At 31.3% G+C, this 13436-nt stretch carries 13 protein-coding genes; all 13 read left to right on the forward strand.

Going from position 1 to position 13436, the window contains the following annotated elements; all coding sequences use genetic code 11:
• Positions 1 to 4 precede the first annotated feature (4 nt).
• The 13 genes from pseB to HB672_RS03235 all read left to right on the forward strand — a co-directional run bounded on the left by pseB (position 5) and on the right by HB672_RS03235 (position 13432).
• Positions 5 to 1024, forward strand: coding sequence for a UDP-N-acetylglucosamine 4,6-dehydratase (inverting) (gene pseB, locus HB672_RS03175; protein ID WP_167607590.1), 1020 nt, complete (start codon positions 5 to 7; stop codon positions 1022 to 1024).
• On the forward strand, positions 1024 to 2169 hold the full coding sequence (gene pseC / locus HB672_RS03180) for a UDP-4-amino-4,6-dideoxy-N-acetyl-beta-L-altrosamine transaminase (protein ID WP_167607593.1): 1146 nt from the start codon (positions 1024 to 1026) through the stop codon (positions 2167 to 2169). Before pseB ends, pseC begins: the two co-directional genes overlap by 1 nt.
• Positions 2162 to 3037 (forward strand): aldo/keto reductase, encoded by an 876-nt coding sequence (locus HB672_RS03185; protein ID WP_167607597.1) that lies wholly within the window; start codon positions 2162 to 2164, stop codon positions 3035 to 3037. The genes pseC and HB672_RS03185 overlap by 8 nt, the downstream gene beginning before the upstream one ends.
• Before the next feature lie 83 nt (positions 3038 to 3120).
• The gene (locus HB672_RS03190) at positions 3121 to 4095 is read left to right on the forward strand and encodes a formyltransferase family protein (RefSeq protein ID WP_167607600.1); all 975 of its coding nucleotides are present in this window, start codon (positions 3121 to 3123) and stop codon (positions 4093 to 4095) included.
• Entirely contained in the window at positions 4096 to 4860 is a 765-nt protein-coding gene (locus HB672_RS03195; protein WP_167607603.1) for a glycosyltransferase family protein, read from the forward strand.
• Positions 4861 to 4890: 30 nt separating this feature from the next.
• Positions 4891 to 6204 carry an aminotransferase class III-fold pyridoxal phosphate-dependent enzyme gene (locus HB672_RS03200; protein WP_167607606.1) on the forward strand — a complete coding sequence of 438 codons (1314 nt, stop codon included), beginning with the start codon at positions 4891 to 4893 and terminating at the stop codon, positions 6202 to 6204.
• Positions 6205 to 7680 carry a UDP-2,4-diacetamido-2,4,6-trideoxy-beta-L-altropyranose hydrolase gene (gene pseG / locus HB672_RS03205; RefSeq protein WP_167607609.1) on the forward strand — a complete coding sequence of 492 codons (1476 nt, stop codon included), beginning with the start codon at positions 6205 to 6207 and terminating at the stop codon, positions 7678 to 7680.
• Positions 7670 to 8692: a pseudaminic acid synthase gene (pseI, locus tag HB672_RS03210; RefSeq protein WP_167607612.1), complete on the forward strand. Its 1023-nt coding sequence runs from the start codon at positions 7670 to 7672 to the stop codon at positions 8690 to 8692. The genes pseG and pseI overlap by 11 nt, the downstream gene beginning before the upstream one ends.
• Before the next feature lies 1 nt (position 8693).
• A complete protein-coding gene (locus HB672_RS03215) occupies positions 8694 to 9998 on the forward strand; it encodes a hypothetical protein (protein ID WP_167607615.1) in 1305 nt (434 codons plus the stop codon).
• Positions 9995 to 10879 (forward strand): hypothetical protein, encoded by an 885-nt coding sequence (locus HB672_RS03220; RefSeq protein ID WP_167607618.1) that lies wholly within the window; start codon positions 9995 to 9997, stop codon positions 10877 to 10879. Before HB672_RS03215 ends, HB672_RS03220 begins: the two co-directional genes overlap by 4 nt.
• Positions 10876 to 11376, forward strand: a complete 501-nt coding sequence (locus tag HB672_RS03225; protein WP_167607621.1) for an acyltransferase — start codon at positions 10876 to 10878, stop codon at positions 11374 to 11376. The genes HB672_RS03220 and HB672_RS03225 overlap by 4 nt, the downstream gene beginning before the upstream one ends.
• Positions 11373 to 12113: a hypothetical protein gene (locus tag HB672_RS03230; RefSeq protein ID WP_167607624.1), complete on the forward strand. Its 741-nt coding sequence runs from the start codon at positions 11373 to 11375 to the stop codon at positions 12111 to 12113. The genes HB672_RS03225 and HB672_RS03230 overlap by 4 nt, the downstream gene beginning before the upstream one ends.
• A 686-nt stretch (positions 12114 to 12799) precedes the next feature.
• A complete protein-coding gene (locus HB672_RS03235; RefSeq protein ID WP_167607627.1) occupies positions 12800 to 13432 on the forward strand; it encodes a hypothetical protein in 633 nt (210 codons plus the stop codon).
• The last annotated feature ends 4 nt before the right edge of the window (positions 13433 to 13436 follow it).

Here is a 13436-nt window from a genome sequence, read left to right on the forward strand (position 1 = left end):
ACTTATGTTTGATTTAAAAGGAAAATCTTTACTAATCACAGGAGGAACTGGTTCCTTAGGAAAAGCCTTAACCAAGCACATATTAAGTAAGCATCCAGAAATCAAGAAATTGGTCATTTTTTCAAGAGATGAACAAAAACAATTTCAAATGGCTCAAGAATTTCCAATTACTGAATTCCCTCAAATACGGTTTTTTATTGGAGATGTTAGAGATAAAGAACGCTTAGTAAGAGCTTTTCAACATATTGATTATGTGATTCATGCAGCCGCAATGAAACATGTTCATATTGCTGAGTATAACCCAGATGAATGTATAAAAACTAATATAGGAGGCGCCGAAAATGTGGTTGATGCTTGTTTTAAAACAAAAGTTACTAGAGTAGTTGCACTATCTACCGATAAAGCTTGTGCACCAATTAACCTTTATGGGGCAACTAAATTGACTTCAGATAAGTTATTTATAGCTGCTAACAATATTAAAGGAGAAAATCCAATTAGATTCTCTGTTGTGAGATATGGCAACGTTATGGGCTCCAATGGATCTGTAATCCCATTTTTTATAAATAAAAAGAAAGAAGAAGGCAAACTACCAATTACCGACCCCAACATGACGCGCTTTAATATTTCTCTTCAAGGCGGTGTCGATATGGTCATGCACGCACTTGAGCATGCTTGGGGAGGCGAATTATTTGTACCTAAAATCCCATCATATAAAATCATGGATGTTGCCAACGCCATTGGCCCTGAATGTGAAAAACCTGTTGTTGGAATTAGGCCAGGAGAGAAAGTACATGAAGAAATGATTACACCTTCAGACTCTTTTTACACTTACGATTTAGGAAAGTATTACACTATTCTGCCAGCAACTCATATGTGGAAGCTTGAGGATTACCTATCAAAATTCAAAGCTAAAAAAGTACCGTTAGGGTTTAGCTATAACTCTGGAGAGAACAGTGATTGGGAAACCGTTGAAACCCTTAGAAAGCTAATTAAGGAGCATGTCGATTCTAATTTCAAAGTATAATGAAAGCTATACCTTACGGAAGACAGCATATTGACCAAACAGATATTGATGCTGTTGTCTCAACATTACAAGCAGATTTTCTGACTCAAGGACCAAAAGTTCAAGAATTTGAAAATAAATTTGCTGACTATGTGGGCTCTAAATATGCAGTAGCAGTAAACAATGCCACTTCAGGATTACATTTAGCTGTTTTAGCTCTTGGCTTAAAAGAAGGAGAACGCGTTATAACAACCCCTATTACTTTTGCCGCCTCTGCTAACTGTGTTAGATATGCAGGAGGTGAAGTTTGGTTTGCCGATATTGACCCAGACACGTATTTACTTTCAATAGAAAGCACAAAAAAACTCATAAATAGTAAACCTAAAGGGTTTTTTAAAGGAATTATTCCAGTGGATTTTGCTGGACTTCCAGTAAACTTAGAAGCTTTTAGGGATTTAGCAAACGAACACGATTTATGGATAATTGAAGATGCTTGTCATGCTCCTGGAGGTTACTTCTCAGACTCAAAAGGCGTAAAACAAATGTGTGGCAATGGTAATTATGCCGATATAGGTATATTTTCATTTCATCCAGTAAAACATATTGCTTGTGGTGAAGGCGGAATGATAACCACCAATTCTGAAAAACTTTATAAGAGACTTTCATCTTTAAGAACACACGGTATTACTAAAGAAGATATGGCAGAAAACCACGGTGGATGGTTTTACGAAATGCAAGAATTAGGGTATAACTATAGATTAACAGACATTCAATCGGCTTTAGGAATTACACAACTTACAAAAAACAAAGCTGGTGTAGCCAGGAGAAATGACATAGCAAACAATTACAAGCAAGCTTTTAACGGAAAAGTAAAGTTCCAAAGCTTACCAGATGGAAATTTAAATGCACACCATTTGTTTGTTGTTGAAGTTGATGATAGAAAAGGGCTTTATGACTTTTTAAGAACACATCATATTTATGCACAGATACACTATATTCCTGTACACACCTTACCTTATTATAAAGAAATAGGTTATGGAAGTACAGATTTAAGCAAATCAGAAAACTATTATTCTAGGTGTATAAGTTTGCCAATGTATCCAACACTAAGTAATGAAGAACAAGGCTTTGTTATAGAGAAAGTATTAAAGTTTGTTAATGGTTAATAAATTAATATTAGGAACTGCCCAATTAGGTCTAGATTATGGGATTAATAATCAACTAGGGAAACCCTCAATAGAACAATCATTTGAGATTTTAAATACTGCTTTCGAAAATGGTATTAGGATACTAGATACTGCTGAGGCTTATGGGAATTCGACAGAAATCATAGGTAGATTTACTAAAGAATATCCTAAAAAAAAGTTCAAGATCATTAGTAAATTAGCAACTACCGCAGATTTATCCAAAAAAGACCTATCCACTCATATTACTGAGAGTTGTCACATATTAAATATTGATCAATTTCATGGATACATGTTTCATAATTATAGTAGCTTCAAACAAAACATTAATCTATATGATGAATTGTTAACCCTAAAGTCTAAAGGATTAATATTAAACACTGGGATTTCACTTTACACTAATGAAGAACTCCTTGATATTATTGAAAATTTTAATAATTTTGATTTTATTCAAATTCCGTTTAATTTACTAGATAACCACTTAAGAAGAAACGCACTGATTTTAAAGGCTAAAGAAAAAGATATTGCAATACACACAAGATCAACGTTTTTGCAAGGCTTGTTTTTTATGGATTCATCGGCATTACCAGATCGATTAACGCCTTTAAAACAGTATCTTCAAGAATTAGAAAAAATAAAGGCTGATAATAATTTAACTACAGAAGTTCTTGCGCTTCAATATGTAGTACAGAAAAATTATATTGACCAGATTTTAATTGGAGTGGAAACACCTCAACATGTAATTGACAATGTAGCTCTATGTAAAGCTCATGCTAAAATACCTCATGATTGTATTGATAAAATTAACGTTATTGAGACGGTCTTGTTAAACCCATCTAATTGGAGCTAAATTTAAAATCGAAACAAAAAAACTAGTTATAAGCACTTGTCAGTAAAAAAAACTCCTTAATTTAAAGACAAAATAGATTTATCATGAAAAGCATAGTACTTCTAGGTCATGGAGTCGGAGTTAAATTCGTTATAGATTCCTTATTAAAAAACAATAAGAATTATCGTGTTATAGCGGTATTTACGCACCCTTTTAAAGAACATAAAAGAGATTTGGAATTGATTGAAAGGCGGAAAGATATTTATGGAGAATATGCATATAATGTATTTAATTTAAAACAGGATTATGATATTGATGTGCATGAATCTGATAATATTAACACCCTTGAAACAGTTTCAAAAATCAAAAGCTATAATCCAGCATACATTATTAGTATAGGATGTAGAAATATTTTGAAAGTTGATTTTCTGAGAGAATTCCCTCAAAAAGTATTAAACATTCACACAACACCATTACCTACCTATAGAGGAGCAGCCAGCGACTCTTGGATGATTCTAAACAATGAATTGGGTAAAGAGAAATATGGTTGTATGCATTATATTGATTCTGGGATTGATACTGGAGATATTATTGCCAAATCATATTATACCATACCAAAAAAATCTTATCCCATTGATGTATTTAAATCAAGAATGGATGTGTTTCACGACATCATAATAAAAGGAATAACCAATCTAGAAGACCCTAACTTTATCCCTGAAAAACAAGACTCAAGCAGATCAACAACTTTTCCAAGGCTTTATACACCTAAAGATGGTCATATCGATTTCAATAGCTATTCAGGAGATGAATTAATTCGTTTTATACTCGCTTTTGGCTACCCTTTTGAGGGCGCATTTTGTTTTTTAGAAGATCAAAAGATTAATATTTTGGATGCTGAATTTTGTAGCGACCTTAGTTTTCATTCTTTTTCACATGGATTAATTTTTGGTAAAAACGAAAACAACGAATACAAAGTTAGTGTTAAAGGTGGCTACATAATTGTGAAGAAGGTTGAAATTAATGGAGTGTTTACAAAACAATCTAAAGTATTTAGACTAGGAAAATATTTAAAGTAAATGAAAGTAGTTGTAGTCACACAGGCAAGATCAGGATCCACGCGTTTGCCAAATAAAGTCTTATTAAAGATTGAAGGTAAAACATTATTGCAAATTCATATCGATAGGATAAAGCAAGCAACACAAGTGGATGATATTTTCATAGCAACAACAACTGAAATAGAAGATGATATTATTGCTAATCTTGCAGAGGGCTTAGAAGTAAAATATCATAGAGGAAGTGAAAATGATGTGTTAGATAGGTTTTACAAAACTGTAAAAGATATTAAACCAGATTTTATTGTAAGACTTACTTCAGATTGTCCACTTATAGACCCTCAACTATTAGATGAGGTTATCATTAAGGCCAAGGAAGAAGATTTAGATTATTATGCTAATATCATTAAAGAGCTTTATCCAGACGGTCAAGATATAGAGGTATTTAAGTTTTCTGCCTTAGAAAAAGCATGGAGAGAGACCAATTTAAAATCAGATCGAGAACACGTGACACCTTATATTAGGAATAACTCTTCCTATTTAGGAGGTACGATGTTTAAATCTAATAACCATGGTTTAGAACAAAATTATAATCATGTGCGATTAACTGTTGATGAACCTCAAGATTTTGAAGTTATAAAAAAGATAATTGAAGACCTTGATTTAGATAAAGACTGGAAAACTTATGCAGATTATTATTTGAACAATCCTGAAATTAAAGTACTTAACGATAAAATCACGAGAAACGAAGGCTATCAAAAATCTATCGATCAAGACAAAAACAATTAGTAACTTTACAGATAGTATTATTATTTGAATATGAGCAAAAGAACAGGCCAAAATCTTTACAAAAAAGCAAAAACATTAATTCCAGGAGGAACCATGTTGCTTTCAAAACGACCAGAAATGTTTTTACCAGATAACTGGCCGTCTTATTTTTCAAAAGCAAAGGGGTGCAAAGTTTGGGATCTTGATGGTAACGAATACACAGATATGTGTATTATGGGCATAGGCACTAACACCTTGGGTTATGGCAATGATGAAGTAGATAATGCCGTTATCGAAACAGTAAAAAAAGGAAACATGAGCACCTTTAATTGCCCAGAAGAAGTTGCGCTAGCCGAAAAATTAGTAGAACTCAACCCTTGGGCAGATATGGTTCGATTTGCTAGAAGTGGTGGAGAAGCCAATTCTATCGCTATCAGAATTGCTAGAGCTGCTTCAGGAAAAGATAAAGTTGCTATTTGTGGGTATCATGGTTGGCATGATTGGTATCTTTCAGCAAATCATAATAAGGGCGACGAATTATCAAGTCATTTATTATCTGGATTAAATCCTAATGGTGTTCCTAAAAACTTAAAGAATACAGTATATCCTTTTCATTATAATGATTTTGAAGAACTACTCGAAATCGTCACCAGCAATGATATTGGTGTTATAAAAATGGAAGTGATGCGAAATTTTGGACCTGAAGATAATTTTTTACAGAAAGTTAGAGACTTAGCAACTCAGCGAAATATTGTATTAATTTTTGATGAATGCACCTCAGGGTTTAGAGAAACTTATGGTGGTATTTATAAGAAATATGGTGTCGAACCAGATATGGCAATGTACGGAAAAACTATTGGTAATGGTTATGCTCTAACGGCTGTTGTGGGCAAAAAAGCAGTCATGGAAGCGGCTCAAACCTCTTTTATAAGCAGTACTTTTTGGACCGAACGAATTGGCCCTACAGCCGCACTAAAGACCTTAGAAGTAATGCAAAACATGAAATCATGGGATATCATTACTGCTCAAGGAAAAAAAATACAAAGTCAATGGAAGTCTTTAGCAGAAACGCACAATATAGAAATTATGGTATCAGGTATGCCAGCACTAAGCACCTATAGTTTCAGTAGCGATAATGCAATGGCTTATAAAACATTTGTAGCTCAAGAAATGCTTAAAAAAGGGTTTTTAGCGAGCACAAATTTTTATGCATGTACAGAGCACAAAGACGATAACATAGCTGATTATTTTGATGCATTAGAAGGGGTTTACAAGATGATTTCAGATTGTGAAAAAGGTCATAAAAATATTCATGATTTATTAGAGGGACCTGTATGCCATTCGGGGTTTAAACGGTTAAATTAAATGATCAAAAAAGTAATCTTTAGAGCAGATGGGAGTTCTACAACGGGGTTAGGTCATTTATATAGATTATTTAGTCTGGTAGAAATTGTAAAAGACACTTTAGATTTTGTGTTTTTAACACACGAAACAACTACAAATTCAGTTATATCAAAAACTTATCACAAAGCCATCATACCAAGAGAAATTAATATTGAAGATGAGCCTGAATGGTTGGCGGCTAATTTTTTACCGGAGGAACATATTATTATTGCCGATGGGTATCAATTTAACTCGCTATACCAAAAAAAAGTAAAACAAAAAGGATATAACCTGATTTATATTGATGATTTAGCCAAAGAATATATGTATGCAGATGTGGTTATTAATCATTCACCATATATTCAAGAAAAACGCTATAATAAAGAACCAAATACAAAATTAGCTTTAGGTACAAAATATGCTTTATTAAGACCATTATTTTTAGAGGAGGCAACAAAAGATAGAACAATAAATGTAATTGATAGTGCTTTTGTGTGTTTTGGTGGGGCTGACCCTATTAATTTAACATTAATTGCAGTTAAAGCACTTTTACAAATCCCAACCTTTAAAAAAATACATGTTGTTTTAGGGGGTGCCTATAAACATATTGAAATTTTCGATTTAGAAGTTAAGCATTCTGATAAAATAAAAACGCACAAAAACCTTTCAGAAGAACGATTAATAAAAGTTATGCAACAATGCAACTTTGCGGTTGCGCCTGCAAGCACAATTTTGTATGAGCTCTCTTGTATTAAAATGCCTATTTTGAGCGGGTATTTTGTTGACAATCAAAAGAACATATATAAAGGCTTAGTTAAAGAAAAAACTATCATAGAAGGTGGAGATTTAACCAAATACACAAGCTCTGATTTTAAGCAAGAAATTAGTTCTGCTATAAATAAAAATAGAGCAGAATCTTTTATAGCGCATCAGAAGAACCTAATCGACGGAAATAGTAAAAACCGCTTCTTAGGATTGATAAACGGATTGACGATTTCTCTTAGAAAAGCAAAAGAAGAAGATATGTTGCTTGTTTTCAAGTGGTCAAATGATAAATTAGTAAGAAAGAACTCTTATAATTCTAAACCTATTTTATTAGAAAACCACAAAAAATGGTTTTTGCAAAAAATCAAAAGCCAAAACACCTTGTTTTTAATAGCTTTAATAAATGATGAACCATCTGGAGTAGTAAGGTTTGATATAGGTAAGCATTATTCGACTGTTGGAATTTTGGTGTCAAAATTCTATAGAGGTCAAAAACTTGCTAGTGAATTTTTAAAGGAATCTGCAAAAATATATTTCAGAATACAAACGGTGCCCATATTGGCTTATATTAAAAAAGAGAATAAGGCATCAACTAAAGCCTTTGAAAATGCAAATTATAAGTATTTTAAGGATGAAAATGTTAAAGGAAGTACTAGTTTTGTATATAAATTAGAAAAACAAGATGTTGGATAATAAATGTTTTATAATTGCAGAACTTTCTGCAAACCATGGAGGAAGCTTAGATATAGCTAAAGAAACAGTTAGAGCAGCTAAAAGAGCAGGAGCAGATGCTATAAAACTGCAAACCTATACTGCAGATACAATTACCATGGATGTTAAAACAAATGACTTTAAAATACAACAAGATACAGCATGGGATGGCCAATATTTATATAATTTATATAAAGAAGCTTCTTTACCTTGGGAATGGCATAAACCGTTATATGAATTAGCAAAAGAGGAAGGACTAATATGTTTCTCTTCACCTTTTGATAAAACGGCTGTAGACTTTTTAGAAAAGCTGAATACGCCTATTTATAAAGTAGCCTCTTTCGAAATCACCGATATTCCATTAATAGAATATATTGCATCAAAACAAAAACCGATTATTATTTCTACAGGAATTGCCACTATTCAAGATATTGAATTAGCTATTCAAGCTTGCAAATCTGTTGGAAATCATAATATTACCATTTTAAAATGCACATCTGCATATCCTGCAGCTCCAGAAGATGCTAATTTGTTAACTATCCCCGATATTGTTAAGCAATTTGGAGTAAAATCAGGATTATCTGACCATACAATTGGGACTGAAGCACCAATGATAGCAGTTGCTTTAGGAGCAAAAGTTATTGAAAAACATTTTATTTTAGATAAATCAATAGAAAGTGCAGACGCTCATTTTTCATTAGATGAAAATGAATTTAAACAAATGGTTGAAGCAGTTAGATTAACTGAAGAGTTACTTGGACATGTTGATTATGAAATGACAGATAAAAAAAAGAAAAGCAGAGAATTCTCTCGCTCTTTATACGTAACTAGAACTGTAAAATCAGGAGATATGGTTACAGAAGATAATATAAGATCAATTAGACCTGGATTTGGTTTACATCCAAAATATTATAATAAAATTCTTGGGAAAAAGTTTGTATGTAGTGTAAAAAGAGGAGAGCCTTTAACATCTCAAATGATAGAAGGCTTATAATATGAAGTTACTATTTATTGAAAACCGATATAAAACATTTTTTTTTGATTTAGTAGCCACTAAATTAGAAAAACATGGTCATGATATTTATTGGATAGTACAAAACCCAAATTTTATTCCAACTTCAGGGAAAATAATAACAATTAAGTACCCTCCTAAGTCCGTTAAAGTTAATAAAGAGGTTAATCTAGACAACATTTTAATATCAGATAGACAGTTAAATTATTTTAAAAAAGAAGATACAAGTTATTTTTACTACTACTATCAAGAAATAAAAAATATAATACAAGAGATAAAACCAAACTTTGTTTTTGGAGAAAGCACTGTTTTTCATGAATTATTAACAATAAAAATATGTAAAGAAAAAGATATTTTATATCTACACCCATCTTCTTGTCGCTACCCATCAGGAAGGTTTTCATTTTATTTATATGATACGGTTTACCCTTATTTAGGTAGTGAAAACCTATTGTCTCAAAATGAAGCCTTAAGCATTATAGACAATATTGTTAAAAGACATTCAAAACCAGACTATATGAAAAAAGTGTCTTTTAAAAAAAGTAAGGTATTAAAAGACAAAGCCAAAATTTTAAAAGGCTATATAACTGGTGAGAAATACAATACGCCAAATCCTATTGTAAAATATAAGATTGAAAAGCAAAAGGAAAAAAACAAAGCTATTTGGAATGAGAAAGCAGTATCTCAAATAGACAAAAATGTATTTTCTATTGTCTATCCATTACACTTACAACCAGAAGCCAATATTGATGTTTGGGGTAGACCTAGACGAGATCAATTAGAAAGCATACAACAAATAGCCAACAATTTAAAACACAATCAGGTACTCTATATAAAACCCAATCCAAAGTCTAAATACGAGCTATCTAAAGAGTTATTAAGCTTCATAGATAACACTCCTAACACACAAATGCTCCATCATCAAGTATCTATGGATGAAATCTTTATTGATGTTAATTTATTTATTACGGTTAATGGTACTATAGCGTTAGAATGTATTTTTGCTAACAAACCAATACTTACATTGGTTGAGGTGTTTTTTAATAAGGCAAAAAATTGCTTATTTATGAATGGGTTTGATTTACTACAAGACCATATAATTGATATTCAAAAGAATAATTTTCCAATTTTATCACAAAATGAGAAAATAGATTTCCTAAATTTGTTAAATACAACGAGTTTTATGGGCGTAATTTCTGACCCTTATTACAGTGCTTATTCAGTTTCAAAACAAAATGTAAAAGATGTTACCAAAGCTTTTGAATCAATAGTTAAAATAAAAACATGATAAAAAAAATCTTGCATCGAATTAGTTCTATTTCAAATGTTAAATTTTATTACCAACGTAGTATTACAAATTATAACAAGAGGGAAAAAATAGCCAATAGAATTGCCAAAAAAATAGGGGTTTCCAGTTTTGAAGGTGATTCAATTTTGCCAAACAGTAAAATTGAAAACACATTATCTACAAAAGGGTATATTAATTTTGGTAAAGTTTTATCTGAAAGTGAGATTAATAACATAACGGAACAACTTGTACCACTTAAATGTTTTGACCCTTTTAGACCCGAACTAAAAGACTTTACGTTTAGCAATATTCCAAATGAAGTGCATGTGGCCAATTATAAAAGAGCCGATTTAGTGCAGATTCCAGAAATTACGAAAATTGCCAACGACCCAAAAATATTGACTTTAGCACAAGAATTTTTAGGAGCTACACCTACCATAAGCAATGTAAATTGTTGGTGGTCTACCTCTACAAATGATGAAGCCGAACAAGCACAATTTTTTCATCGAGATGTGGATGATTACAGATTCTGTAAGGTTTTTATTTATTTATCAGATGTTGAAATGGAAAACGGTCCTCATGTTTTTGTTGAAGACTCCCCTGCTTCAAATACCCTTACTGCCATTAGAAGGTATCAAGACCATGAAATTGAAAGCGCTTTTGGGAAATACAATATTAAATACTTTACAGCGCCTAAAGGTAGTATGTTTATGGTAAATACTTATGGGTTTCATAAGGGGTTATTACCAAAAAAAGGAAAGAGATTACTACTGCAAATACAATATTCATTGCAACCAATAGGGATAGAAAAGTATAACCCAATAAATGGATATAATAATTCATATAATAAACATACTAATAGGCTTATTCTAAAACAATGAGAAAAGCAGCTCAAATACTTGCATCATTGCCTCCAGTGAGATTTTTTTCAATACTTATTATAGGTGTTTTAAGTATATTTTCCAGAGTATTAAGTAATTTGAAATTTAAAGCGTTAATTCCAAATTCAAAGAATAGTATTTGTCATTACTCAACTGAAATAAAGTACGGAAATAATATAACAATAGGTAATTTTAGTAAAATTGGAAAGCATTGTAGTTTGGGAGCGAAGAGTCCAATAACAATTGGAGACCATGTTACACTTTCTAGAGGAGTAATTGTTGAAACTGCGGCATTAGATCTTAAAGGAGAAAAACCATATAAACATTATTCAAAGCCTATTGTTATTGAAGATGGTGTTTGGTTAGCAGCTAATGTTATAGTATTGGCAGGAGTTACAATTAAGAAGAACGCGTTAATTGGTGCAGGAACAGTAATTACAAAAAATGTGGAAGAAGGAGAAATCATTGTTGGTGCTAGAAATAGAAGTTTATCATGAAAAAAATTCTGACTGCTTTAGCCTGTTTATTACCGTTTAAATTATCTAACCTTTTTTTAAAAATATTAGGTCATAAAATAACATGGTCGGCTAAAATTGGTTTTTCGCTCATTTTATCTAATAAAATATTCCTTGAAGAAAACACCATGATAGGACATCTGAATTTTATCAAGAACGAGGAATTGAATTTTAAGAAAGGTGCTTACATAGGGCATTTAAATAGAATAAATGGACCTTTTAAAATCTTTTTAAAAGAGAAAGGGGCGATAGGAAATAAAAATTCAGTCGTAAGAGCTCCCTTAGGAGTGACTTACGAAATATCTAAATTAACTTTGGGTAAGTTATCAAAATTAACTTCAAATCATTATATCGATTTAACAAGAAGTATTTGTTTTGGTGATTACTCAACATTAGCGGGTATAAAATCACAGCTTTGGACTCATGGTTATTATCATGCAAATACAGGGAAAGACAGGATTAGAATTGATGGACAAATAACTATTGGCGACAATGTATATATAGGCTCAGGCTGTATTTTTAACCCTGGTGTTACTGTGGCAAATGCGATACACATTGGAGGAGGCAGTGTTGTTTCTAAAAACCTAGAAAAACCAGGGATGTATGTTGGACAAGCTCTTCGCTTTATTGAAAATGATATTGATTCTTTAAAAAACAAACTAACAAAAGTAGAAGGAGTTAATCTTATTGAAAAAGTATATTCGAAAAAGGAATTATGAATCCTGTAAATCGCGTCTTCATAAAAAAATTCAATCCATTAAAAGTTACTTTTTTTGGTATGCTACTTTGGGTTTTTATTTTCTTTTTTTCTTCAATTAAAGTTAAACATCAACCTGGAGTATTACCTGTAATATTTATTCTAGCTAATTATTTTTTCTTCTTTGTTGGCCTAATTTCTATTATAAAAAAAAATACAATTATCAATGAAAAGTACGTTTTAAAAAAACGTGCGTTAAAGAAAATACTTGTCTTTTTAATTATAATTTCGCTGATAGGTTTCAGTTTTAGAATATTGGACAAATTCTTTATTCGAGACATAACAATTGGCAATACCTCTATCGATAATAGAAATTTATTAACAGAAAACAAATCAAGCATTTTTGGTGTCATAGCAGCTGTTCTAACTCCCTTTTCTTTTTTGCCTCTCTACATATACTATACTATAAAGCCAAAAAGATTTTTTTTAGCATTACTCTGTATTATCATTTTTTTTCTGCCTGCTTTTGATAGTATAATCTTGGGCTCACGATCAGGCTTGTTTATGGTGGTGTTTTTTTTCATAATTAATATGCTATATTTTAAAATATTAAAAATCACACCTTTTAGATTATTGTTCTTTTTTGGGATAATCTATTTTTTAGGAATCTATACAACAAAGATGTTTATAGAGCGAACCCAAGAATACATGGTAACAGAAAAAAGAGCTACAAAACATATATTATCTAATGCTGTTTATAACTTTACACTAGAACCGAAAGAATACACTAGAACCGATATCATAGAAACTAAAAATGAAACCTTAAGGCTAACAAGATTGAGTCTTTTAAATGCATCACAATACTATACTCATGGTGTATTCGAATTTGGATATTTATATAATAATTATGAAGGAAAACATCATTATGGTGGATTTACTTTTAATGTTATAGCAAAGTTTTCTAATATTATTTTGGGAACAAACATTGATTTAGCCAAAATTCAAGACAGCCCAGTTAGAACAGGTGTTTATACAACCTTCTTTGGTCCAATATATTTAGATTTTGGGTGGTTTGCACCAATTTTTATGCTGTTTTTTGGGATGCTTCAAGGCTTAATATTTAACAAGACCCTCTTAGGGGACTATAAGTATGTTCCGTTATTATTCTATATGCTTATAATAGATTTTTTTATGCCTGTAATTAATTTTATTACATCCTCTCAAGGAGTTTACATAATTGTATCTATGATAGTTTTTGCTAAGTTGTATAAACTATTAACTGCAAAATTAATTTTTAAGGATATTAACGGTAATAAAAGATTTTATAAAATTTTAAAATGAATAA

This window comes from Gaetbulibacter sp. S0825 (assembly GCF_011777505.1).
In the GTDB taxonomy this organism is placed as follows: Bacteria; Bacteroidota; Bacteroidia; order Flavobacteriales; family Flavobacteriaceae; genus Pontimicrobium.